This window comes from Rhodoflexus sp., assembly GCF_053489755.1.
Genome location: NZ_JBRCHD010000058.1, coordinates 44,444 through 69,017, shown reverse-complemented (window position 1 = coordinate 69,017; position 24,574 = coordinate 44,444). Strand labels below are relative to the sequence as shown.

Here is a 24,574-nt window from a genome sequence, read left to right as displayed (position 1 = left end):
GTGACTAATATAGCAAAGCCAAAAGGCAGGCTAATATGCGTAATTTAGGCTTTTGTGCTTTCTATCGCAGCGGCGCACCGCAAACTTTGTACGTAGGGCAAGGAATTGCCATCAACTCTGTCTTTTGCAAATATCTTTCCGTCATACTACATCCAATGATTGATATAAAAGAGATTAGCGACTATCTTGATGCAGTTGAGCAATCAAATAAAACCGATATGAATCGGTTAAATGCTTTTATTGGGCAGATAAGCGACTTGATAAGAGCACACAATGAAAATGGAAAAATATATGGAGCTTACAAAGGGCGACTTCTAAAACTAAAAAAAAGACTAACGAATCAAAACAGAGAAGTAGTTAAAACATACGATAGTTATCCTGCGATTGACAAAAAAAGTCAATGGGTAGCCATACAAGATGGATTTCTAAAAATCGGACATAAACCGGGTGGGAAAAACCGAAGTTTTGAACAGTTGTTAAATGAGGGTACTACAACTGTTTTCACTATTTTAAGTGAGCGAGAAGGTGCGCGCAATATTCAAAGAAGTTGTAAAGATTTAGGTATAGATTGGATTTGGTTGCCTCTTCCAAACGGTGATGTCCCCAATGAAACAATGAGAAATGAAATCATCAATAAATTGAATATTGTTAAAAGCAAGCTGCAAAACAAAGAAAAAATTTATTTGCACTGTTCGGCGGGATTGCACAGAACCGGAATGATAACAAATTGCATATTAAGATTTTTAGGTTACGATGAAGAAAGCGCCTACGAAATCATCAAGCAACTAAGACCAATTACAGCCAAAGAGGTCGGGAAAAAGCGTTTGGATTTTGGTAATCAATTCTATCATGCAGTAATTTGAGCAGCCAATTCCACCGCAACTTACAGAGGCTTGAACAATACTATGAAAATAGCAATTCTGACACTTGGAACACAGGGCGATGTGCAGCCTACACTGTTTTATACCATGTAAAGACGCTGGCAGACAGTTTTGCTGATTAGTGCCAATGGTAAGAAATATCTACAGAATTAGCGCTGCATTTTTGCCTATTCCGTATGATTTTCCGCAGAGCAGTCGAAGTTTACGGGCTTTCGGTTTTTGACACCTCAACAACCAATCTGCCCGATTCTGTACCCTATTGGCGACCAGCAGTTTTGGGGCGCACATGCACACGCAAAGGAGCTTGCCGTAAAGCCAATTCCAATCAATCGCATGACAGTGTCGGTATTTTTGACAAATGTTGAAGAGTTGCTGACCAATCAACAACTTTACGACAAAGCGATGCAAATGCCGATCTTGCCCAGCAAAGAAAATGGACTGCAAAGGGCGATCAGTTCCATAGAATCTGCGGCAGGATAATTGTTGAGCAGACGGGCATCAAATAATTTCCTGTGCTTTAAAATGGCTGAATGCCAGTGGTTTATCAGCAAAAAGTTGCTTGGTTGCCGCCCATGTGCTTTGAAATAGCTCCGACTGTCGGTACTGTTCCAAGTGTTCGGGGCTTTCCCAAACACTATAGGTGCTGTATATGGCCGGATTTTGCGCATCTTGCAAGAGCGCTAGGTAGCGGCAGCCGTTGAAGTTGCGGATTTTGTGTTTAGATGCCTCAAAAATCGCCAAAAACTCTGCCGTTTTATCGGGTTTGAAAGTCATACGTACAGTTCTGATAAGCATAGCAACAAGATTGAATTAATTTTCTAATTGGCGGCGGTAGAGACGAATGGTATTTTCCAGACCGTAGTATAGCGCGTCGCAAATGAGCGCATGACCGATTGATACCTCATCCAAAAAGGGAATCTGCTGCCGTAGGTAGCGAAGGTTGTGCAGGTCTAAGTCGTGTCCGGCATTGACCCCCATTCCTAACTCTTTGGCGAGTCGGGCGCAGCGTACATAAGGCGCAACTGCCTCCTGAGGATTGCTGTGAAATTGTTTGGCATACTGTTCGGTGTAGAGTTCGATGCGGTCTGTGCCTGTTTTGGCTGCCCCTTCAATCATTTCTTCGATCGGATTGACAAAAATGGAAGTGCGTATGCCGTGTTTTTTCAGTTCGCTGATAATATCGGCTAAGTAAGTCTGGTACTCGATTGTATTCCAGCCCGCATTGGAAGTTAGTACATTTTCTGCATCGGGAACGAGCGTCGCCTGATGCGGTTTGACTTGCAGCACCAGATCCATATAGCGGTCTTTTGGGTTGCCTTCAATATTAAATTCCGTTGTCAGTACAGGTTTCAGGTCTAACACATCCTGATAGCGGATGTGTCGCTCATCAGGGCGAGGATGCACCGTAATTCCCTCAGCGCCAAAGCGTTCGCAGTCTAATGCAACCTGCAATACGTTGGGGTTATTGCCACCGCGAGCATTGCGCAGAGTAGCTACTTTATTGATATTTACGCTCAGGCGTACCATCACTTTTATGATTGATTTTGTTATATTTGCAATACAAAGATTAAACTAAAACTTGAATCTGCGGCTTTCGTAAATCCCGTCGTAAGCGTGCAGGCAGCGCAAATTTAGTTGATGATTGCAGCCTTTAAACGATCTGCTTAATTTTATTGCGGCAGAGTTTATCCATTTTTCAGTTATGAGCCTCAAAAAACGCATCGAAGAAGACATAAAAGCCGCTATGAAGGCGCAGGAAAAAGATAAACTGCGCGCCCTTCGAGCCATCAAATCCCTGATTCTGCTGGCAGAAACTGCAGAAGGAAAAAGCGGCGCACTTACTCCCGAAGAGGAGATAAAGTTGCTTGTAAAAGCCGCCAAACAGCGCAAAGACTCGGCAGACATCTACGGGCAACAAGGTCGCGCCGATTTGCAGGCGATAGAATTAGCCGAATTAGCCGTTATAGAAGAGTATTTGCCTAAAAAATTATCGCCTGACGAATTAAAAGCCCGTTTGCAAGAAATAATTCAGCGCGTAGGGGCAACTTCTGCCAAAGATATGGGCAAAGTAATGGGCATCGCCAGCAAAGAATTGTCAGGTCAGGCAGACGGCAAAGAAATAGCCGCTACGGTTAAGGATTTGCTCAGCTAAACGCTTGATAGTCATGATTTTACTCGCCAGCCTGCTTGCCGAAAAATTTTCAGTTTTAGATATTGTCGTACTGTTTATCATCGGCTGGGGTGGCTACAAGGGCTTCCACAAAGGCTTTTTGGTGGAGTTACTCTCGCTTCTTACTTTTATTTTGATGCTATTTCTGGTCTTTTGGTTGATCTCTACCGCCTTTCAATTAGGAGCAGATCGGATCGGTTTTGCACCGTCCAAAGCAGGAGCTTTTATACTGCTTGTGCTGTGCTACGTCGGTATTGCACTTATCGTAAGCTGGCTCTACCGTAAACTCAAGCACAAAGCCAATTTTGAAATTTTTGAGGGGTTCGACAGTTTCGTCGGGCTGATTTTTGGAGTTATCAAATATGCTCTTGGACTGAGTATTGGCTTGGAATTAGTTGTAAGTGCAGGGATTACAAGCCGCAATGAGTTGATTAACAACACAATAACTTACAGCTATCTAAACGGACTATTCAATTACATGCTCGATATTGGCAGAGCGCTTGCCCCTTCGGTAGCCGAATTGGTGCAAAATATCCGATATTTGCTCCGCTAAATATCGTTTGTCATGCCTCTGATTGCCCCTTCGGTACTTTCTGCCGATTTTGCCAACCTGCAACGCGATGTGGAAATGCTTAACAGCAGCCGCGCCGACTGGTTGCACATTGATATTATGGACGGTGTTTTTGTGCCGAACCTGTCTTTTGGCTTGCCTGTTTGTCAGGCAATTAAGCGCCACGCAGCAAAGCCGATGGACGTACACCTGATGATTGTGCAGCCTGAACGCTATTTAGAAGCCTTCCGCGATGCAGGCGCTGCAATTCTGACGGTTCATTACGAAGCCTGTCCGCATTTGCACCGCACGATTGGACAAATCAAAGAATTGGGCTGCAAGGCAGGTGTTGCTATCAATCCGCACACTCCTATTTATTTGCTGGGCGATATACTGGCAGCTATTGATTTGGTCTGCCTGATGTCGGTTAATCCGGGCTTTGGCGGGCAAAAATTCATTGAAAACAGCTACCGCAAAGTGCAGCAATTGCGCCAAATGGCGGATGCGCTCAATCCGAAGTTGCACATAGAAGTAGATGGCGGCGTAAACAGCCAAAACGCATCGCAGCTGGTAGCGGCAGGCGCTGATGTGCTGGTGGCAGGTAACTTCGTGTTCAGCTCGCCCGACCCGCTGCAAACCATCGCCGATTTGAAAATGATTTAACTTTTACAACCATGCACACACGCTTCAACCTCCATATTGCCGATTACGTTGCCGAAGTGGTGATTAATCGCGCCGACAAAGCCAATGCCCTCGACCGTCAGGCTTGGGACGAAATGCGCGATATTTTCACCGATCTCTCACAGCGCAGCGATGTGCGCGTAGTTATTCTACGCGGCGAAGGTAAGCATTTTTGTTCCGGTATTGACATCAGCCTGCTGGGCGGCATTCAGCAACAACTGCAAAGCACAAGCGCCGACGAAGGCCGCCGACGCGAGCAATTGCGCCGCTTAGTGCTTGATTTACAGGCATGTGTAAATGCGATTGAGCAATGCGACAAGCCTGTGCTGGCCGCTATCCATGGAGGTTGTATCGGCGGCGGTGTGGACATTGCCTGCGCTACTGATATGCGCTACTGCACTGAATCAACCGTTTTTTGCATCCGCGAAATTGATATGGGCATGGTAGCTGACCTGGGTACGCTGCAACGCATGCCCAAACTGATTGCGCCGGGTATCGTTGCCGAACTGGCTTACACCGGTCGCAATATGCCCGGAGCGGAGGCGGCAGCCAATGGTTTTGTCAATCGCTGTTTTGCTTCGGAAGAAGAAATGCTGGCAGGTGTGCGCCAAATCGCCCGACAGATTGCCGCCAAGTCGCCGCTGGGCATTCGCGGCACAAAGGAGATGCTGCGCTACACCCGCGACCACAACACAGCCGACGCGCTGAACTATATCGCCACATGGAACGCCGCCATGCTGCTTTCCGCTGATTTACAGGAAGCTATGATGGCGCAAATGCAAAAAAGACAGCCTTCGTTTGAATGATTGGAACTTCCGTTGATACTGCCGCTGCGCACTTGCAGGCGGGTGAAGTTGTTGCAATTCCGACAGAAACCGTGTATGGGCTGGCGGGTAATGCCCTTTTTGACAAGGCATTGGCTACCATTTTTCAGGTCAAAAATCGCCCGCAGTTTGACCCGTTGATTGTGCATATTGCCGATGCCGCACAGGTGAGCCGCTATGCCACCGACTTCCCCGAAAAAGCGCGGCAACTGGCAGCGCAATTTTGGCCCGGTCCGCTGACTTTGCTCTTGCCCAAAAAGGACATCATTCCCGACCTTTGCACGAGCGGTTTGCCGCGTGTGGCGCTGCGCGTTCCCAATCATCCGCTGACGCTGGAACTGTTGAAAAAGTTACCATTTCCATTGGCAGCGCCAAGCGCAAATCCCTTTGGGTATATCAGCCCGACTACCGCGCAGCACGTAGCCGACCAATTGGGCGATAAAATTCCTTACATTTTAGACGGAGGAAATTGCAATGTAGGCATAGAATCTACCATTATTGGTTTTGAAGAGGATGAGGCGGTCGTTTATCGGAAAGGCGGGCTTTCGGTAGAAGCGATTGAGGCGGTCATTGGCAAGGTGCGCGTGATGCAACATTCTACCTCACAGCCTGCCGCGCCCGGTATGCTGAAGAGTCACTATGCGCCGCGCATTCCCGTAGTCTTGGGTAACTTGGACGAACTGCTTAAACAAGCCCATCCACAGGAAACAGGCATTTTATCTTTCCAAAAAAAATATAATCAAATACCTGATAATCAGCAGGTTATTTTATCAGCAACAGGCGATTATGCAGAGGCGGCACAACGGTTTTTTGCAGCCCTTCGCTATTTGGATAGCCTGCCTCTTAGTGTAATATTCGCCGAACTACTCCCCGAAGAGGGGCTTGGCAGGGCTATTAATGACCGCCTGCGACGAGCGGCCGCTCATTAATTTCTGAATGTTTTTAGCTCGGTTTGTACCTGTTTTACCAAAGTAATGATGTACTTTTGGAATAAACAGTGCCTGCCGATTTTATGAAAACAATCCTCCCACTTGTCTTACTCCTGTATTGCGGTTTTTTGCAGGCGCAGGCCGTGTTAGAACTGCAAAATCCTAACAGAACCTATGCAGTCGGTTTGCAAAGTGAGTTTATAGAGGATTCAGAGAAGGCACTTACGCTGGCAGATGTGCGTCCGGGCGGTAAGGCTGCCGATAAGTTCATGCCTTCGGGTCAGTTACAGCCTAATTTTGGTTTTAAAAATGCGGACTACTGGTTGCGTTTTCGCGTGCGGGCGCAGGCAGCTGATGGCGCTTGGGTTTTACATTTTAATAAGGCACAACTCTGGGGCATAGATGTTTATCAGTTTGATGGTGACTCTTTGGTACAGCACTACGAGCTTGGCAACCGCTTTCCATTTACCCAACGTCCGGTACTGTATCACAACTTTGTGATACCGCTCGGCTTCCCTCAAGGACGCGAGCAAACTTTTTACGTTGCTTTCAGTGGGCGGCATTCGCACCAGTATGGCATGGAAATCAGCGGACAGAAGTGGTTCTTCGAGCAAACACAAATGGCGGATACAATTCTATTCCTCATTGTCGGGGCTCTACTGTCGCTGGGTTGTTACAATGCTTTCCTGTTTGTTTCTACGCGCAACAAAGCCTACTTGTACTACGTTGCCTATATTTTTTCGCTAACGCTGGCAATATTGGCCTACAATGGAATTTTTTATCAGTATTTTATACCCAATCGTCCGGAAGAGACGCGGCTTATGTTCAATCTTTTTGTCTGTTTTGCCGAAGTTTCCAGCATTCAGTTTGCGCTCCGGTTCTTAGCTATCAGGGAGTATTCACCGACGGTTTATCGCATTGCGCTATGGCTTCAGGCTTTTGTGATTGGGCTTACTTGCTTTATTATCTATGCTAATTATGGGCCATCAGATAGCATGTATTACTGGTCGCTGCGTATGATTTCCTGGATGATTATTTTCTTTGCCTGCTCGATGATCGCGCTTGGCATATGGCGCACTTTGCATCGCTACAGACCTGCCTATTTTTATCTGATGGCGTGGACATTATTCCTGCTTAGCACGATCCTTATATCTATGCGGCAGGCCGGACTGGTGCAAGATAGCTTCCTGACGACTTATGCTTTCCAAATAGCAGCGGTATTGGAGGCGCTTACGCTTTCGCTTGGTCTGGCAGATTTAATCAACATCCAGCGCCGCCAGATTAATAAAGCACAAACTCAGACCATTGCGCTGTTGCAGGAAAACGAAAAGATCATTCAAAACCAAAATACACTGCTGGAGCAGCGGGTACAGGAACGCACCGAAGCGTTGAACCAAGTACTCGACGCGCTCAATACGCAGAATGCAAACTTAGACAGGATCAACCGCAATATGCAAGACAGTGTGCGTTACGCGAGCTATATCCAAAACGCTATTCTACCGCAGCCTCAAAAAATCAGTGAGTGTTTGGATGATCATTTTATCTATTTCGCTCCTCGAAATGTCGTATCCGGCGATTTTTATTTTGTTGAAAAGCGAAACGATATGACCATTGTAGCGGCTGTAGATTGTACCGGGCACGGTGTACCCGGCGCTATGGTGAGTATGATGGGCTATGATACGCTCAATGAGATTGTAAACAAGCGCGAAATTACGCGTCCGGATCTGGTGTTAGCTGAAATGCACAAAGGAATTAGCCAGAAACTGAACCAGCGCGAAACACGCAACCGCGATGGGATGGATATGTCGGTTGTTGCGATAGACCATGCAGCTGATGTCATGTACTTTGCAGGTGCAAAAAATCCGATTATCTATTTTCAAAACGGAGAAAAGCACATCATCAAAGGCGATCGTTATTCGATTGGCGGCGATCTGGGTGGACGCTCATCCACCTATGGCTTGCATACCATACCTTTGGTAGGAGACACAGCCTTTTATCTTTTTTCAGATGGTTACCAAGACCAGTTTGGCGGCGCAGAACAGCGCAAATTGGGGGCTGCACGTATGCAGCAAATGCTGGCAGATATTCATACCTTACCTATGCAAGAGCAGTTCGAGCACATGAAAACAGGGATCGAGCATTGGCGCGAGGCCGCTCAGGAAGAGCAAACCGATGATATATTACTCATCGGCTGCCGGATTTTCAAGAAATAGTTGTGCAGAAGTTGCTTATCTGAAGTCTTCCAGATCTTCTAAGTCTGCTTCGTCGTTACCCGCATTATCCTGCTGATTGCGTCCTTTGCCTCCCCGTCTGGCTTTTCCTTTGCTACGCTGATCTTGCATACGCTTACGCATTTCCTCTTTACGCTTGGCCTGCATTTCCTCAAATTTTTCTTGTTGTTTCTCGTCGAGGATGCCTTTCATGGAAGCCTGAAAGTTTTGCTGAATCGAGCGGGCTTTATTCAGGCGGGTCTGGCGATCGGTGGCGGCTTCTGCTCGCAATTCGTCGGCAGCCTTTACGCGGACGCGGAGCGCTTCTCTAACCTGCGCCTCTTGTTTGGCATCCAGTCCCAGTTCTTTAGTGAGCTTTTTTGCCTGCGCTTCTACGCGCTGTTCAGGAGTAGGGCGATTTTGCTGTTCTTGTCCTTTGCCTTGGCGGTTGTTCTGTGCGTGTGCCTGAAAGCCCATCAGCAATACCAGCGCGATTATTCCCAAAATTCTCATATGTGGATAATTTAAAAGTTTGTCAGTAAGACAAGGTAGGTGCTCATAGGTTTAAGTCCAAATGCAAAATTATTCCTGCCAGATTTCCCAAGCCTTTTCTGCTTGTCTATACAGCATTTCTAAGCCATTTTTGACCTGCGCGCCATATTGCGCTCCGCGTTGCATGAAAGCAGTTTCTTCGGGATTGTAAACCAGATCGTGCAGGAAATGAGCTGTTGTCAGTTCCTCGTAAGGCAGAGGCGGAAATTCGTGAATATTAGGGTACATGCCTAACGGGGTGGTATTGATAATCAGCCGATGAGCATCCAAACCCAGCGAGGGCAGCTCGTCGTAGCTGATGCAGTTGCGCCCCGCAGGAACGCGCGAAACGAAGGTATAGGACATACCTAAATCTTCCAGAACTGCCTGCACAGCCTTCGAAGCGCCGCCTGTCCCGAGAATCAGTGCAGCAAAAGTATGTCCGGTGGGGATAAAACGCAGCAATGAATATTTGAAACCCTCGTAGTCGGAATTGTAGCCGCCTAAGCTGCCGTCTGGATGTATTTTAATGACATTAACCGCCCCTACTTTAACAGCGCTTGGGGCAAGATAATCCAACAGTGGAAGCACATCCAGCTTGTAAGGAATCGTAACATTTAGGCCTCTTAGTTGTGGATTATTTTGGATTAATGTGCTAAGTTCTTCGGCAGAGGATAGCTCATATAGCTCGTAAACGGCATTAATTTGTTCGCGCGCAAACTTTTCGGTAAAAAATTTTTTAGAAAAAGAGTGCGAAAGTTTTTTCCCAATCAGTCCGTAGGCTTGCATTGTTTGGAAAGTTGTTTGCTAAACAGTACCAAAGGTAGCTAAAAAAACTGCGATACTGTAACTTACTGCCCGCAACAGAAGTTATGCGGAGAAATGAACAAATTTTTCAATAAGGTATTCGTGATGAAAGCGCGACAGATTATAGGCGTATTATTAGTAGGAGTATTTGGCTGGGCTTGTGGCAGCAGTGAAGGCGGTAGCTCGAAATCGTCTTCCAACCTGCCTGCTGCACGGGGCAAGACGGGTGAAATTATTGTAGTAATGGACACAGCCCAGTGGAGCGGCGAGGTCGGGGATGCGCTGCGCAGTGTCTATGCTGCCGAGTTGCCAGGTACGCTGCGCGGCGAGCGGATGTTTTCCATGCGCAAAGCCCATGCAACCCAACTGAACAATATACTCAAACAACACAAAAACATGATTTTTGTTATGTCGCTGGAGCGCAATTCTGCCGCTTCGCAGCGCATAAAGTCATTTTTTCCGGCAGAAGGTTTGGAACAGATAGCTGCCGACAGTAGCTTGTTCTATCAGATTGTACCTAATCAATTTGCTTCCGGGCAGATGGCACTCTTTCTGTTCGGTCAAACCGACAAGCAGTTAGCAAACCACTTGCGTGCCAATCGCCGCAAGCTACAAGATATTTTTGCAGAGACCGAGCGCAAGCGTATTGCCAGTGGATTGTCAAAAGTAAGAGCTAAAGACGATTTGGAAAAACGAATTTTCAACACGCACAGCGTTCAGTTGCTCTTGCCACGCGGCTTCGAGTTTGTGAAAGAAGAAATCAGTGAAGACGGCAAAACGGGTTTTGTTTGGGTACGGATGCCCGATGCTGAGGTGGACAAAAGCCTGATTTTGGCTTACAAGCCCTACGAATCGGAAAAGCAGTTTAGCAACGACAGCTTGATCGCTTGGCGCAATGCTTTGGGCAAGGCATATATTTATGGCGACCCTGAAAAGCCCAACAGTTATATGATAACCGAGCTATTGGAGCCGCCGTATTTCCGCGAAAGCATTGTCAATAGGAAATATGCCAAAGAAATGCGTGGATTGTGGCGCACAAATAACGCCACTATGGGTGGGCCTTTTCTTTCCTACAGCTTTGCAGATCCTACAACTGGGCGCATGTACTACTATGAGGGCTTTATTTTTGCACCTTCGCGCGATAATAAACGCGAAATCATCCGCGAGGTAGAGGCTATTCTTCGCGAAGCTAAGTACTGATGATCAGTTAGTTAGCGGAACAGATGCTTCCTCGAAGTAGCTCTGAAGCGCCTGTATAATTCTTGCCGGCGCGCGACATGGGCGGCGGCTTTCACTGTTTACAAACACCAATGTCGTATAGCCGGTGTGGATGAGTTGCCCGTTCTCGTTGTAGATTTCGTAGTCAAATTTCGCCTTTACCGTAGGCATCTGCTTGATGAATACTTTGATAGTCAGTACTTCGTCGAAGCCCGCAGGAGCAATGTAGCGCGAGTAGTTCTCATATACAGGCAGCAGGATGCCCGCATCTTCGAGCGCTTTGTAGCTCAAGCCAATTTTGCGCAGTGATTCTACACGGGCAATTTCAAAAAAGGAGGCGTAATGACCGTAATAGACATATCCCATTTGGTCTACGTGTGCATAGCGGACGCGCACCTCTACTTCATTTGTAAACATAAGTTGCTTGGGTTACCTTTCGGGCAAAATTACAATCTGTATGCTGCCTGATGCAATTATTGACCTACACTATTTTCCTTCTATTGATTTTTTTACGTATATGCTAGGGAAAAGAAGTGTAGTGGTAGAAATATGTAGCTACTATGAAAAGCAAACCGGCAGAAATCGTTGTTATGTGCTTGGTGCAAATCAGGTGCAGCGCCTCAGCATTCCTGTAATGAAAACTGAGGCTGCCAAAGTACCTTATGCGCAAGTAAGGATAGACTACCGCCAGCGCTGGCAAGACAACCACTGGCGAACGATTTACTCTGCCTATGGCAAAGCACCTTACTTCGAGCATTATGCCGATGAACTTAAAGCCGCTATCTACTCAGGCGAGGAGTATCTGGTGCAATTAAACCTTAAGATGCTGACACTTTGTCTTTATTTTTTGAAAATGCCTGTCAATATTTCAGTTACAACGCATTACCAAAAAAGTTATGAAGGCACTTTAAAGGATATGAGAGGACGAATAGCCTATCTACCCGATGATACGACTGACAGGAAAGGCTATATCCAGCTATTTGGTCAGAAATTTGTCCACAATCTTTCCATATTAGACCTTTTATTTTGTGAAGGCGCGCAAAGTGTATGCTACTTGCAGCAAAACCTGCTGGAAATGCAATAAAACAATAGTCTTCAGATTTGGGTTTTAAAATTTAAATGCTATCTTTACAAAAAGCCAAAAGAGGAATTAAATGGAAGCAAAGTTCTCAAAAGTCGTCAAAGACGTAATCTCTCTTAGCCGCGAGGAAGCGCTTCGGCTCGGACATGATTATATCGGTACCGAGCATTTGACTCTCGGGCTTATCCGCGAGGGAGGCAGCATGGGTGTGATGCTGCTCAAGAAGTTAAACGTACCTTTTAACGACTTACGCGAGGCGATTGAACATGCTACGCGTAAATCGGTTAATTTTAATGTGCGCAATCTGGCGAATATTCCTCTGACCCGTCAGGCTGAAAAAGTACTTAAACTAACAGTTGTGGAAGCAAAAAACTTTAAAAGCGATATTGTAGGTACTGAGCATTTATTACTGGCAATTCTACGCGATGATACAAGTGTTGCTACCCAGTTGTTAGCGCGATTCAATGTTAATCACGAAGTTGTTCGACAGTTGTTAGAATATCACTTGCAAAATCCTACTGCAGAGTTGCCTGATACCGATGATTCGGACGAGGACAGCGGTCGTATGTTCGGCTCGGGTGGAGGCGCCTCAAGAGGAAGCGAAAGCAAACCAGGTGAGAAATCTCGCACTCCTGTATTGGATAATTTTGGTCGCGATCTGACTAAGATGGCTGAAGAGGGTAAACTCGATCCCATTATTGGTAGAGAAAAGGAAATTGAGCGCGTAGCACAGATCCTCAGTCGTCGCAAGAAAAACAACCCTATCTTGATCGGTGAGCCGGGCGTTGGTAAAACTGCCATCGCCGAAGGTCTGGCGCTGCGTATTGTGGAGAAGAAGGTCTCTCGTGTACTTTTCGGCAAGCGTGTTGTTACCTTAGATCTTGCTTCATTAGTTGCAGGAACCAAGTACCGCGGTCAGTTTGAGGAGCGCATGAAGGCTGTAATGAACGAACTTGAAAAAGCACCAGAGATCATTCTTTTCATTGACGAAATTCATACTATTGTAGGTGCAGGCGGAGCTTCCGGCTCGCTGGATGCTTCCAACATGTTCAAACCTGCGCTGGCTCGCGGCGATATCCAATGCATTGGAGCAACCACATTAGACGAATACCGCCAGTATATAGAAAAAGATGGCGCATTGGCGCGTCGTTTCCAGATGGTTATGGTAGAAGCTACTTCACCTGAGGAAACCATTGAAATCCTGCATAACATTAAAAACAAGTACGAAGACCATCATCACGTTTACTACGAGCCCGGAGCAATTGAGGCCTGCGTCAAACTGTCTGATCGCTACATTAGCGACAAGTTCTTGCCAGACAAAGCAATTGACGTGCTGGATGAAGCTGGCGCCCGTGTACACATCAGCAATATTCACGTCCCTGAAGATATTGTCAAACTCGAAGAACAAATCGAGCAGATCAAAAAGCAGAAAAATCAGGTCGTGAAAAGCCAAAAATACGAAGAAGCAGCCCAATTGCGCGACCGTGAAAAGCGCTTGATGGAACAGTTGGAAATGGCTAAAAACCGTTGGGAGAGCGAAACACGTAAGCAGACCTATCCTGTAACTGAAGAGAACGTAGCAGAAGTAATTGCGATGATGACAGGCATTCCTGTCAATCGCGTAGCGCAGAGCGAAGGTCAGAAATTGCTGACAATGAAAGCCGACCTGATGGGCAAGGTTATTGGTCAGGACGAGGCAATTATTAAACTGACTAAGGCAATCCAGCGTACCCGCGTCGGACTGAAAGATCCCAAGAAGCCCATCGGCTCGTTTATCTTCCTTGGCCCTACAGGTGTAGGTAAAACCGAACTTGCTAAGGTATTGGCTACTTACCTGTTCGATCGCGAGGATGCACTCGTCCGAATTGATATGAGCGAGTACATGGAGAAATTCTCTGTATCGCGTCTGATAGGAGCCCCTCCCGGATACGTTGGTTACGAAGAAGGCGGACAACTGACCGAGAAAATTCGCCGTAAGCCGTACAGCGTTGTGTTGCTCGATGAGATCGAAAAAGCACACCCGGACGTATTCAACATCTTGCTGCAAGTGCTTGACGATGGTATCCTGACAGACGGCTTGGGCAGACGTGTAGATTTTCGCAATACGATCATTATCATGACTTCCAATATTGGAGCGCGCGATCTGAAAGACTTTGGTACAGGCATCGGATTTGCTACAAAAGCAAGAACAGAAAACCAAGATATGCTGATGAAAAGCACCATTCAGAGTGCCCTCAAGAAAGTATTCTCGCCTGAGTTTCTGAATCGTTTGGACGATGTGATTGTATTCAATCCATTAGAACGCAAGCATATCCATCAGATCATTGATCTCTCGCTGGGTAAACTGTTCCATCGCATTACTAATCTGGGCTATAAAATTGTCTTGACAGAATCGGCCAAAGATTTCCTTTCAGAGAAAGGCTATGATCCTCAGTACGGGGCACGTCCGCTGAACCGCGCGATTCAGAAATATTTGGAAGATCCAATTGCAGAGGAGTTGCTCAAAGGTGAAATTGTCGAGGGCGATACAATCCAAGCCGACCACGAGGAGGGTAAAGACGAACTAACTCTTACAATTCTCAAGCCGGTTACAGAAGAACAAGCCGGATAGCACGGTAAAAAGGTGTAGAAAATAAAATGAAAAAGGTTACCTGAATTATTCGGGTAACCTTTTCATTTGACGAAAGTAGTAAAAAAAGCAGTTCATGGTTTGTTTTCACCAGCGATGTAATACTAAAATGACTCATCTACCATGCAGTTTTTATCTCGTAGGAACTGTGTTCAAATGCAAGCCAGAGAGATTGCATGTTGGTAGCATTGAAATCATCGCTGCCCCCTTTTTTCTGAGGCTGTCCAAAAAGGCTGAATATAGCACAGACTTTAGTCTGTAGATATTTGATTATCAAGTGATTAACAAATCACAGACTAAAGTCCGTATTACTTTGGACACCCTCTGGTAACTGGTGAAACTCTTAATGGAGCAATCGAAGAGGGGATGCGACTATTACATTACCAATATCTAACCCACTTCGGGGTAATTTACCCATCATGCAATTCATAATGGTATCAGCTATAAAGCAAGCGTTAGCTAACTTTAGGTGCGCCGGCGAGGATTTCCTCGTTGGCTAATTGGCTGAACTTTTCAAAGTTATGTACAAACATGGCAGCAAGTTGCTGCGCCTTTTCATCATAGGCTGCCTTGTCTGCCCATGTATTGCGCGGTATGAGCAACTCATCCGGCACGTTAGGGCATGAAACAGGTACTTCTACGCCAAATACCGGATCTGGCGTCATAGCTATCCCCGACAGACTGCCGTCCATAGCTGCGGTAATCATTGCGCGGGTGTAAGACAGTTTCATACGAGAACCTACACCATACGGGCCACCTGTCCAGCCGGTATTAACCAGCCATACGGTCGTTTCATTTTCTTCTAACTTTTTGCCCAGCAGTTCTGCGTATTGCGTAGGGTGCAATGGCATAAACGGCGCACCGAAGCACGTTGAGAATACTGCCGTAGGTTCAGTAACACCCAACTCGGTACCGGCTACTTTGGCTGTGTATCCCGACATAAAGTGATACATCGCCTGCCCTTTAGTAAGACGCGAAATAGGAGGCAAGACTCCATAGGCATCACATGTAAGGAAGAAGATATGGCGCGGTGGGCCGCCTACTGAGTGTTCTAAGGCATTGCTAATGAAGTAGATAGGATAAGAAACGCGCGTATTTTCGGTAACGCTTGTATCTGTAAAATCTACTATACGCGTACCTGCTTTGAAGCGCGTATTTTCCAGTAAAGAGCCAAAGCGGATGGCATTCCAGATGTCCGGCTCATTTTCTTTGCTCAAATTGATAACTTTTGCATAGCAACCGCCTTCAAAGTTGAAGATACCTCTGTCTGACCAGCCGTGTTCATCATCACCGATCAGGAAGCGCTTCGGATCGGCAGAGAGGGTGGTTTTACCTGTTCCCGATAAGCCGAAGAAAACAGCAACGTCGCCGTCTTTGCCTACGTTAGCCCCGCAGTGCATCGGCAGTACGCCGTGATCTACAGGCAGCAGGAAGTTCAGAATGCTGAAAATGCTTTTCTTGGTTTCGCCGGTATAGCGTGTGCCACCAATAATGACCAATTTTTTGGTGAAGTTTATAATTACAAAATTTGGACTGCGCGTACCGAAGACCGTAGGATCTGCTTCAAATTCAGGAAGAGCGAGTATTGTAAAGTCAGGTGTAAATCCGTTCAATTGCTCGACTGTCGGACGGATAAACATATTGTAGCAAAACAGGTTGTGAGAGGCATGTTGCCCAATGATACGGATGCGAAAGCGGTACTTTTCGTCAGCGCCCGCGAAGGCATCGCGCACAAACAGATCTTTGCCTGCTGCCCATGCAATCATGGCTTGTAACAAAGCATCAAATTTATCCGCATCGAATGGTAGATTGATATCGCCCCACCAAACTTTATCTGTCGTGATGGCATCTTTTACAATGAAGCGATCTTTGGGGGCGCGCCCTGTAAACTTGCCTGTGTCGTACATTAGGGCACCATTATCGGTTAGTGTGCCTTCTTTTCTTTCAATTGCCAGCTCGACCAGTTCGCCGACAGATAAATTGTAAAAAATTTTGCCCGGTTTTAATCCTAAACCTGCTAGTCCTTCAGATACATGAGTTATGTTTTGCATGAGAAAAATTTGTGTGTTGTTAGTAACTGAGATTCAATTCCGATTTCCAACGCTGATATCCCTTGACAGCCAATATAAGCAAAATTGCATATACGAGGCTGGTCGCAAAAAGATCTTTCATAAAATAGATACCTATGTATAAAACATTGACAAAAATCCAGAAAAACCAATTTTCAATTTTCTTTCTGGCTAACAGCCACTGAGCAATCACGCTGAAGGAGGTCGTTGTCGCATCCCAATATGGCAGTGAGGCTGGGGTGTAGTTCGCCAAAATTTCTCCAAATATAAATGCTGTAACCGAACTGACAATGATGTAAGTCACCAATTCTTTTCTTGTGAGTTTGGTAACAGGCAGTTTTTCCTCTTTCCCCCTGCCGTGCAGCCAGTTATACCATCCGTAGATGCTTAAAAGCAGGAAATAAATATTGAGCATGAAGTCGCCCAACAGATATACTTCATAGAAAACCCAGATATAGCAGACGATGCTCAGAATACCGATTGGCCATCCCCAAATATTTTGCCTTGTATTGAGCCATACGCAGACGACCGTTAGTATTGCGCCTAACAATTCGATTGGGCTATTGTAAAAATAATCGGCAATAGCTTGCCAAAACTCAGTCATTAGGAGTGGCTACGGTTTTACGAGTTGCTTTTAAGCGTCTTGAGCATAGTGCGGACGTGTTGGCTGCTTTCAAAGATAGCTTCGTGCACAGCAGCAATTTGATGGGAGGCATCTAAAAGATAGGTAATCCGCTTGGGCATTCCAATAAACGGCATTGTTGCGCGGTACAGTTTGGTAACGCTGCCGTCTTGATCTGACAGCAGGTCAAACGGCAACTGATATTGTTTGATAAACCGCTGATGTGTAGCTATGCTATCTCTGCTGATGCCGATAACGGCTACCTCTAAATCGCGAAAGGCCTCGAAGTGGTCGCGGAAACTACAGGCTTCGGCGGTGCATACACCTGTGAAATCTTTGGGATAAAAGTAAATTACACATGGCTTGCCTGCCATATCGCGCGAGAGTTGAAAATTGCTGCCGGATGTAGAGGGCAGTATAAAATCGGGCGCCTTCGTACCAATTGCTAAAGCCATAACCTACGGGGGATATTGTTTGACTAATAAAACAACAATGCCACAGGTTTGTTCTGTGGCATTGTTATGTAAAAATAAATTTATTTTACACGCTCGATGTACTCGCGAGTGCGCGTATCTACTTTGATTTTTTCGCCAATATCGCAGAACAAGGGTACTTTGATTTGTGCGCCTGTTTCCAATGTTGCAGGTTTCAAAGTTTTAGTTGCTGTATCGCCTTTAATGCCCGGTTCAGTATAGGTGATTTCCAGTACTACTGTATGAGGCAATTGCCCTTGAACGGGAGTTTCACCATCAAAACTTACCATTACGGCTGTGCCTTCTTTCAGCAAATCTACATTATCGCCAAACAAAGTTGCGCTGATATAAGGCTGCTCATATGTTTCGTTATCCATACAAACCAGATTATCTCCTTCGCGATAGAGATATTGTAATTCGCGCGTTTCTACACGAACGATCTCAACGGATTCGTCTGTGCGGAAGCGTGTTTCTGCTTTACCGCCGGTGCGCATATTGCGCATAGTTGCTTGATAAAAAGCGCGTAGGTTTCCCGGCGTGCGATGCTGCCACTCAATAATTTGACAAATATCACCGTTATACCTAATGAATGAACCTATCGAAAGATCTGATGCTAATGCCATAATTGATTTTTTTGGCGCAAAATTAGCCAAAATAGTCTTTCAGTGCCTGCTGATTAAAATTTAATTTCGCGAGCAGCGTTATTTGTAAACACTTGCTTAGCTAAACACCTTTATATTTCATGGATCATTTTCGCCTTGGGATATTGCGTCATATCTTTTTACCAGTCGTTTTGTGTATCTCTGCTACAGCAGGCGCACAAGTAAAACCGATCCCCTTACTCGATTCTGCAGCACTTGCCAAAATTAAGCCATATACTTCGTTGGAAGCGGCACTTAAAGAACCGCAAAAAGTCATACGCTTGCACCTGACCCGCAATCTGGATGATTTTTGGGATGTGAACAGCTCTGATACCCTGCATACCCTGCCCGAAACTATCACCCAGTTGGTCAATCTGCAAGAGTTGGTTATTGTGGACTACAACCTGCGGCGGCTGCCCGCTTACTTAGGTAAATTGCGCAACCTGCAATTCATCAGGATTCAAAAAAGCAACTTGATGATGTTGCCGCGTGAAATCGGCCTACTGCACAATCTACAAGTGCTTGATCTACAGGGAAATATGCTGGAAGCGCTGCCCGAGTCGGTTTCCTTACTGGTAAAATTGCATACCCTGAACCTTGCAGACAATAGATTTTCGCAGTTTCCGCGACAAATCTATTCCTTGAGCAAATTGAGAAGGCTCATCATGAGCGGCAACGAACTGATGAGTTGGACAATGCCGCAGACAGAGACGGCCGTCTTACTCGAAGAAATAGATCTTTCAGAAAATCATCTCAAAACACTGCCTCGAAATCTGACATTGCTGCCCAAACTGGCAATGATTAATGTACAGAACAATCAGTTGCAAAGTATCCCCCCCGGATTTTCTAAGGCTGTACAGATCCGTCATTTAGATTTATCGCTCAATTCGCTGGATGCGCTTCCGATAGACTTTGCTCAGTTGCAGCAACTGGAAAGCCTAGATCTGTCGCACAATTACTTCACCACTGTTCCGGAGGTATTAGCGCAGATACCATCGCTGCAAAGTCTGGATATGTCCCATAATTTGCTCCGCGTACTTCCCGAATCTATCGGTAATTTGAAAAACTTGCGCCAACTCAGCCTGAGCTACAATAAAATCGTCAGTTTGCCGCGCAGCATCTCGCAACTTAAGCAATTGAAAGAGTTGGTACTCTGGAAGAATGAAATCAGCACCTTGCCTGCTGAGCTGTTCGATCTGCCTTCATTAGAAAGTTTGGATCTTAATTCCAACAAAATTTCTCATTTACCTGCCGAAATAGCTAAATTACAACGCCTAAAGGTTTTAATATTGTGGGGCAACAAACTGACGCAAATTCCTAATGAAATTTGCAAACTTGGCGAATTGCTGGCTATAGACCTGATGAATAATGAGTTGACCTCCTTTCCCGGTTGTATTAGTCAAAGTAAGTCTCTGAAAGTGATTGAGTTAGGAAATAACCGTTTTTCTGCCGAAGAGAAGCATCGGCTCTATCGCACATTTGATAAAGTGCAGATATCATTAGACTAAACAAACAATGAACGCAAGAAAAATTGCTATCGGATCCGATCATGCCGGATTTTACTACAAAGCAGCCATTATTAAACATCTGGAAGCGGCAGGTTATCAGGTAATTGATAAAGGCACGTATTCGGAAGCCGCTGTAGATTATCCTGACTTTGCGCACCCTGTAGCAGCAGCTGTGGAATCAGGCCAAGCCGATAGTGGCATACTGATTTGTGGCAGCGGAAACGGTGTGGCTATCACGGCTAACAAGCATCAAGGCATTCGTGCGGCACTCTGTTGGACAGTTGAACTTGCAGCACTTGCCCGCCGGCACAACGACGCAAATATTATCAGTTTGCCTGCGCGGTTTGTGTCTTTGGAAGATGCAATTGCTATGGTAGATACTTTCCTCAATACTGCATTTGAAGGCGGCAGACATCAGAACAGAATCAATAAAATTGCTTGCTAAACTAAAAATTATTTCTCGTCATGAAAATCGCTGTTATTGGAACAGGCTATGTAGGGCTTGTTTCGGGTACTTGTTTTGCAGAAACGGGCAACCACGTAGTGTGTGTGGATAACAATGTTGAAAAAGTAAATAGGCTGCTCAAAGGCGAGTTGCCAATCTATGAACCCGGTTTAGAATTGCTTTTTGAGCGCAATACTCGCCAAGGCAGGTTGAAGTTTACCACCAATTTGGAAGAGGCGATCAAACAAGCAGAAATCATCTTTCTGGCGCTGCCAACTCCTCCCGGAGAAGATGGCTCGGCTGATCTTTCCTATGTATTGGGTGTAGCTCATCAGTTGGGTAAAATTATTGACAACTACAAAGTGATTGTAGATAAAAGTACTGTACCCGTAGGTACAGCCGAAAAAGTGCATGCAGCTATTGCTGCCAATGCAAAAGTAGCGTTCGATGTAGTGGCCAATCCTGAGTTTCTGCGCGAAGGGGTTGCGGTCGAAGATTTTCTGAAGCCAGATCGCGTAGTTATAGGTACTACCTCACAACGCGCCCGCGAGATAATGCAACGTCTCTACGAACCTTATGTTCGCCAAGGTAATCCTATTATCTTCATGGACGAGCGTTCGGCCGAGATGACCAAGTATGCGGCAAACTCGTATCTGGCGATGCGTATTAGCTTTATGAATGAGATTGCTAACCTCTGCGAACTTGTCAATGCAGATGTAGATAATGTGCGCAGAGGGATGGGCAGCGACAAGCGCATCGGCCCCCGCTTCCTGTTCCCGGGCGTAGGCTACGGCGGCAGCTGCTTTCCTAAAGACGTACAGGCACTCAGCCTGACGGCTAAGCAATACAAGTATGATTTCCGCATCCTCGATGCAGTAATGGCAGTGAACTATAAGCAGCGCCATGTATTAGCTGAAAAAATCAAGGATTTTTATGGCAATGAACTGCGCGGCAAGCAAATTTCGATTTGGGGACTTGCTTTTAAACCGAATACGGACGACATCCGCGAAGCGCCTGCTTTGTACATCATAGAAGACTTGCTGGAGCAAGGCGCTATCATCACAGCGTTCGACCCTGAGGCGATGGAAAATACACGTAGCGTACTTGGTGATCGCATCAATTATGCAGCAGATCCTTATGAGGCACTACAGGGTGCTGATGCCTTAGCTATCGTTACGGAGTGGAGTGAATTCCGCACACCTGATTTGGAAAGAATGGCTGCCTTAATGCGCGCTAAAGTAATTTTTGACGGACGCAATCTGTACAACCTGTCCATCTTGCAACAGGCAGGTTGGTACTATGCCAGCATTGGCAGACGCGTAGTTGTTCCGCAATAATACCATATATCCTTTAGCGCATGACTATGTAACATGCCTTCTTCGGTTGAGGCTGTCCAAAAAGGCTATATGTAGCACAGACTTCAGTCTGTAGCCGTCTGATTATCAAGTAGTTCAATGATCACAGACTAAAGTCTATGTTACTTTTTTGACAGCCTCAAAAACTGCATGGCAGATGATTCATTTTAGCATTATACAAACTCGTTAGCTTGCCACATTTGTTTTTAACAGATGCCTACACCTGATTTGCATACCTTATTTTCACTGCTTTTGGGTTCAAACAATGGGGTACACTGCAACCCCCAAATCCCCTCTCACCCTATCTTTGCGGCATGAAAAATCAGCCGCTACAACCTGTTCGCCAAGAGGACTTCTGGTACGAACTGCCCGATGAGCGCATTGCCCGTTTCCCGCTGGAAGAGCGCGATGCTTCTAATTTGTTGGTGTATCGCGAGGGCGACATTCGCCACAGCCGTTTTCGGCAAATCGCGGAGGAGTTGAAAAGCGGCGACACCCTGTTTTTCAACAACACTAAAGTGATTCCCGCAAGGATTTACTTTCAGAAGGAAACCGGAGCGCTCATCGAGGTATTTTTATTGCATCCTGTAGCCCCTACGTCGGATGTAGCGCTGATCATGCAGCAAACCGAACGCTGCACATGGGCTTGCGCCGTCGGCAACCTGAAACGCCTCAAAGACGATACACTGTTGGAGCGCGAAGTACAAATAGAGGGCAATACGGTCAAACTGCAAGCTACTTTGCAAAACCGCGAAGTACAATGGATTGATTTTCAGTGGAATAGCTCAGATGTAAGTTTTGCTGAACTGCTAACCTATGTAGGTGTAACGCCGCTGCCGCCATACTTGAAACGCCAAGCAGACGAGAAAGACAAGCATTTGTATCAGACTGTTTATGCCCAACAGGAAGGCGCTGTTGCCGCACCTACCGCCGGCCTGCACTTTACCGATTACATCCTCAACGAAGCGCTGCCGCAAAAAGGAGTGCAAACCGATTACCTGACGCTGCACGTGGCTGGCGGGACTTTCCAGCCAATTAAGCACGAAAATGTGTTAGACCATCCGATGCACTCCGAGCAGATGATTGTCAGCGTAGAAAATATGGATCGTTTGCTGGCTGCCGAAGATGTGGTAGCTGTCGGAACGACATCTATGCGCACATTGGAAAGCCTGTATTGGTACGGCGTACTGCTCGGCGAAAATCCCGATGCGACTTTCTATATCCCCAAGTTGATGCCTTATGGTTATGAAGCCGCACAGCTGCCTACACGCAAGGAGGCCATTGCCCGTGTAAAGGATTACATGCAGCGCCATCAGCTCAAGAAATTGCAGGGCGAAACCGAAATTATGATTATTCCGGGTTATGATTTCAAAGTTTGCGATGCATTGATTACCAACTTCCACCTGCCGGGAACTACGCTGATTATGTTAGTAGCGGCTTTTATTGGTCAGGATTGGCACAAGGTTTATCAGGAAGCATTGGCAAATAACTATCGTTTCCTGAGCTTTGGCGATTCGTCGCTGCTGTTTCGCAGGAGGCAATAGGGTAGCAGTTTGAACGCATACCAAAAACACATGAGGCTGTCCACAAAGGCTACATGTAGCACAGACTTCAGTCTGTAGCCGTCTGATTATCAATTATTTCAATGATCACAGACTAAAGTCCGTGTTACTTTTTGGACAGCCTTATGCAACAGCGCTACTTCAAATGCTAACGATCGTTAGTCTTCGGAGGTAGTTTTCTTATTTTTTCCTGTGAAAAACTTAAGCCTGATCACCTCTTGCTGAGTCAGGAAGCGCCAATGACCGCGTGGAAGTCCTTTTTTGGTCAGGCCTGCATAGGTTGCGCGATCCAGTCTTACAACCTCATAGCCGAAATGCTCAAAAATGCGCCTGATGATGCGATTTCTGCCGCTGTGGATATCAATAGAAATAATCTGGCGATCATCGGTCATGTACGACATGTTATCAGGTTTGATAAAACCGTCTTCCAGCTCAAAACCTTTCATAATCTGGTCAAAATGGGCTTCCTCCAATGGTTTATTCAATTCCAACTGGTAGTTTTTCTTTACCTGATTGGAAGGGTGCGACAGTTTTTCTGCTAAGGCGCCGTCGTTGGTGAGTAGCAGCAAACCCGTTGTATTTCGGTCTAAACGTCCTACGGGGTAAATACGCTCTTGGCAGGCATCCTTAACCAGTTCCATCACTGTTTTGCGTTCTCGTGGATCATCGGTTGTAGTGATGAAATCTTTAGGCTTGTTGAGTAATACATAAACCAGACGCTCGCGTTTTAGTGTTTCGCCGTCCAACTCTACGCGATCGGAAGGTTTTACGCGATAGCCCATCTCAGTAACTACCTGATTGTTGATCTTGACACGTCCGCTTTCGATGATTTTATCAGCTTCGCGGCGCGACGAGATGCCCGCATTTGCGATAAATCTATTCAAGCGAATACCTTCATTGGGGTTTTTGCGGATGCCTTTAGACTCGGCAATACTTTTGATCTTTGTTAAGTCGTAGTCAGGTGTGCGCAGCGTACCTGCCCGACGCGGACGCAGTACTTTGTTTTCGTCTCTGCGGCTTTTGTTATTGCGCTCGTAGCCTTTAGGAATATCTTTCCACCAGTAAGTGCCTCTCTCTTTATTACCTCCGTGCTGATTGCTACTGCCCTTGCTGTCATTATCAATGCGCTTGCGGAATGGCGGACGATCGTTATTGCTGCCACCACCATCGTTGTTCCCTCCCTCGCGGCGGAGCGAGGGTTTGGTATTAAAATTACCTCTGTTGTTGTCGCTTGAGGAATTGCGGAAAGATTTTCTGCCGCCCTTAGCCTGACCAAAGCCTGATTTTCCCAGCTTTGTTGGTTTCTTGTTCATAAAATAGATGCTTGGAAATTAATTAGCATATGGTTGGTCGCTTTACGGTCTATCTCACGACAGGCCGAAAAAATA

General features: G+C 46.1%; 25 protein-coding genes. 15 read left to right on the top strand and 10 right to left on the bottom strand.

The features are described from left to right. Positions 1-35: 35 nt before the first annotated feature. Both ACWIP2_RS13285 and ACWIP2_RS13280 read left to right on the top strand, forming a co-directional pair. Positions 36-863 (top strand): protein-tyrosine phosphatase family protein, encoded by an 828-nt coding sequence (locus tag ACWIP2_RS13285; protein WP_448520429.1) that lies wholly within the window; start codon positions 36-38, stop codon positions 861-863. A 237-nt stretch (positions 864-1,100) separates the two neighbouring features. Next, on the top strand, positions 1,101-1,361 hold the full coding sequence (locus tag ACWIP2_RS13280; protein WP_448520428.1) for a hypothetical protein: 261 nt from the start codon (positions 1,101-1,103) through the stop codon (positions 1,359-1,361). An 18-nt stretch (positions 1,362-1,379) separates the two neighbouring features. On the opposite strand, the gene ACWIP2_RS13275 is transcribed toward ACWIP2_RS13280, so the two are convergent. Together ACWIP2_RS13275 and ACWIP2_RS13270 are read right to left on the bottom strand one after the other, a co-directional pair. Next, on the bottom strand, positions 1,380-1,676 hold the full coding sequence (locus ACWIP2_RS13275) for a putative quinol monooxygenase (RefSeq protein ID WP_448520427.1): 297 nt from the start codon (positions 1,674-1,676) through the stop codon (positions 1,380-1,382). A gap of 15 nt (positions 1,677-1,691) precedes the next feature. Next, positions 1,692-2,408: a pyridoxine 5'-phosphate synthase gene (locus ACWIP2_RS13270; protein ID WP_448520426.1), complete on the bottom strand. Its 717-nt coding sequence runs from the start codon at positions 2,406-2,408 to the stop codon at positions 1,692-1,694. Between the two features lie 175 nt (positions 2,409-2,583). Between ACWIP2_RS13270 and ACWIP2_RS13265 the strand changes: the two genes are divergently transcribed. From ACWIP2_RS13265 to ACWIP2_RS13240, 6 genes are all read left to right on the top strand, one after another. Continuing rightward, positions 2,584-3,033, top strand: a complete 450-nt coding sequence (locus ACWIP2_RS13265; protein ID WP_448520425.1) for a GatB/YqeY domain-containing protein — start codon at positions 2,584-2,586, stop codon at positions 3,031-3,033. 13 nt (positions 3,034-3,046) lie between these two features. Then, positions 3,047-3,604 (top strand): CvpA family protein, encoded by a 558-nt coding sequence (locus ACWIP2_RS13260; RefSeq protein WP_448520424.1) that lies wholly within the window; start codon positions 3,047-3,049, stop codon positions 3,602-3,604. 12 nt (positions 3,605-3,616) lie between these two features. Then, positions 3,617-4,264 carry a ribulose-phosphate 3-epimerase gene (gene rpe, locus ACWIP2_RS13255; protein ID WP_448520423.1) on the top strand — a complete coding sequence of 216 codons (648 nt, stop codon included), beginning with the start codon at positions 3,617-3,619 and terminating at the stop codon, positions 4,262-4,264. A gap of 11 nt (positions 4,265-4,275) precedes the next feature. Further along, complete coding sequence (locus ACWIP2_RS13250) at positions 4,276-5,088, top strand: crotonase/enoyl-CoA hydratase family protein (protein ID WP_448520422.1); 813 nt, start codon at positions 4,276-4,278, stop codon at positions 5,086-5,088. Then, a complete protein-coding gene (locus ACWIP2_RS13245; RefSeq protein ID WP_448520421.1) occupies positions 5,085-6,035 on the top strand; it encodes an L-threonylcarbamoyladenylate synthase in 951 nt (316 codons plus the stop codon). The genes ACWIP2_RS13250 and ACWIP2_RS13245 overlap by 4 nt, the downstream gene beginning before the upstream one ends. An 83-nt stretch (positions 6,036-6,118) precedes the next feature. After that, a complete protein-coding gene (locus ACWIP2_RS13240; RefSeq protein ID WP_448520420.1) occupies positions 6,119-8,248 on the top strand; it encodes a 7TM diverse intracellular signaling domain-containing protein in 2,130 nt (709 codons plus the stop codon). Positions 8,249-8,263: 15 nt separating this feature from the next. On the opposite strand, the gene ACWIP2_RS13235 is transcribed toward ACWIP2_RS13240, so the two are convergent. Together ACWIP2_RS13235 and ACWIP2_RS13230 are read right to left on the bottom strand one after the other, a co-directional pair. Further along, positions 8,264-8,758, bottom strand: coding sequence for a hypothetical protein (locus tag ACWIP2_RS13235; protein ID WP_448520419.1), 495 nt, complete (start codon positions 8,756-8,758; stop codon positions 8,264-8,266). 69 nt (positions 8,759-8,827) lie between these two features. Continuing rightward, a complete protein-coding gene (locus ACWIP2_RS13230; protein WP_448520418.1) occupies positions 8,828-9,565 on the bottom strand; it encodes a shikimate dehydrogenase family protein in 738 nt (245 codons plus the stop codon). A 93-nt stretch (positions 9,566-9,658) separates the two neighbouring features. Here ACWIP2_RS13230 and ACWIP2_RS13225 point away from each other — a divergent pair, with 93 nt between their 5' ends. Then, positions 9,659-10,783: a DUF4837 family protein gene (locus tag ACWIP2_RS13225; protein WP_448520417.1), complete on the top strand. Its 1,125-nt coding sequence runs from the start codon at positions 9,659-9,661 to the stop codon at positions 10,781-10,783. Positions 10,784-10,786: 3 nt separating this feature from the next. Here the strand turns inward: ACWIP2_RS13225 and ACWIP2_RS13220 are convergent, their stop codons facing one another. Continuing rightward, positions 10,787-11,218: an acyl-CoA thioesterase gene (locus tag ACWIP2_RS13220; RefSeq protein WP_448520416.1), complete on the bottom strand. Its 432-nt coding sequence runs from the start codon at positions 11,216-11,218 to the stop codon at positions 10,787-10,789. 40 nt (positions 11,219-11,258) lie between these two features. Between ACWIP2_RS13220 and ACWIP2_RS13215 the strand changes: the two genes are divergently transcribed. Further along, positions 11,259-11,885 carry a WbqC family protein gene (locus ACWIP2_RS13215; protein WP_448520415.1) on the top strand — a complete coding sequence of 209 codons (627 nt, stop codon included), beginning with the start codon at positions 11,259-11,261 and terminating at the stop codon, positions 11,883-11,885. A 70-nt stretch (positions 11,886-11,955) separates the two neighbouring features. Further along, positions 11,956-14,493, top strand: a complete 2,538-nt coding sequence (locus ACWIP2_RS13210; protein WP_448520414.1) for an ATP-dependent Clp protease ATP-binding subunit — start codon at positions 11,956-11,958, stop codon at positions 14,491-14,493. A 473-nt stretch (positions 14,494-14,966) separates the two neighbouring features. Here ACWIP2_RS13210 and pckA read toward each other — a convergent pair whose 3' ends face one another. The 4 genes from pckA to efp all read right to left on the bottom strand — a co-directional run bounded on the left by pckA (position 14,967) and on the right by efp (position 18,298). Further along, a complete protein-coding gene (pckA, locus tag ACWIP2_RS13205; RefSeq protein WP_448520413.1) occupies positions 14,967-16,562 on the bottom strand; it encodes a phosphoenolpyruvate carboxykinase (ATP) in 1,596 nt (531 codons plus the stop codon). Between the two features lie 19 nt (positions 16,563-16,581). Then, on the bottom strand, positions 16,582-17,184 hold the full coding sequence (gene pnuC, locus ACWIP2_RS13200; RefSeq protein ID WP_448520412.1) for a nicotinamide riboside transporter PnuC: 603 nt from the start codon (positions 17,182-17,184) through the stop codon (positions 16,582-16,584). A 17-nt stretch (positions 17,185-17,201) separates the two neighbouring features. Further along, entirely contained in the window at positions 17,202-17,657 is a 456-nt protein-coding gene (locus ACWIP2_RS13195; RefSeq protein ID WP_448520411.1) for a peroxiredoxin, read from the bottom strand. A gap of 80 nt (positions 17,658-17,737) precedes the next feature. After that, positions 17,738-18,298, bottom strand: coding sequence for an elongation factor P (gene efp, locus ACWIP2_RS13190; RefSeq protein WP_448520410.1), 561 nt, complete (start codon positions 18,296-18,298; stop codon positions 17,738-17,740). Between the two features lie 119 nt (positions 18,299-18,417). Between efp and ACWIP2_RS13185 the strand changes: the two genes are divergently transcribed. The 4 genes from ACWIP2_RS13185 (at position 18,418) to ACWIP2_RS13170 (ending at position 23,168) form a co-directional block, all read left to right on the top strand. Then, positions 18,418-19,824 (top strand): leucine-rich repeat domain-containing protein, encoded by a 1,407-nt coding sequence (locus ACWIP2_RS13185; RefSeq protein WP_448520409.1) that lies wholly within the window; start codon positions 18,418-18,420, stop codon positions 19,822-19,824. 7 nt (positions 19,825-19,831) lie between these two features. Continuing rightward, the gene (rpiB, locus tag ACWIP2_RS13180; RefSeq protein WP_448520408.1) at positions 19,832-20,269 is read left to right on the top strand and encodes a ribose 5-phosphate isomerase B; all 438 of its coding nucleotides are present in this window, start codon (positions 19,832-19,834) and stop codon (positions 20,267-20,269) included. A gap of 20 nt (positions 20,270-20,289) precedes the next feature. Further along, complete coding sequence (locus ACWIP2_RS13175) at positions 20,290-21,606, top strand: UDP-glucose dehydrogenase family protein (protein WP_448520407.1); 1,317 nt, start codon at positions 20,290-20,292, stop codon at positions 21,604-21,606. Positions 21,607-21,938: 332 nt separating this feature from the next. After that, positions 21,939-23,168, top strand: a complete 1,230-nt coding sequence (locus tag ACWIP2_RS13170) for an S-adenosylmethionine:tRNA ribosyltransferase-isomerase (protein WP_448520406.1) — start codon at positions 21,939-21,941, stop codon at positions 23,166-23,168. A gap of 176 nt (positions 23,169-23,344) precedes the next feature. Here the strand turns inward: ACWIP2_RS13170 and ACWIP2_RS13165 are convergent, their stop codons facing one another. Next, on the bottom strand, positions 23,345-24,499 hold the full coding sequence (locus tag ACWIP2_RS13165) for a pseudouridine synthase (RefSeq protein WP_448520405.1): 1,155 nt from the start codon (positions 24,497-24,499) through the stop codon (positions 23,345-23,347). Positions 24,500-24,574: the final 75 nt, after the last annotated feature.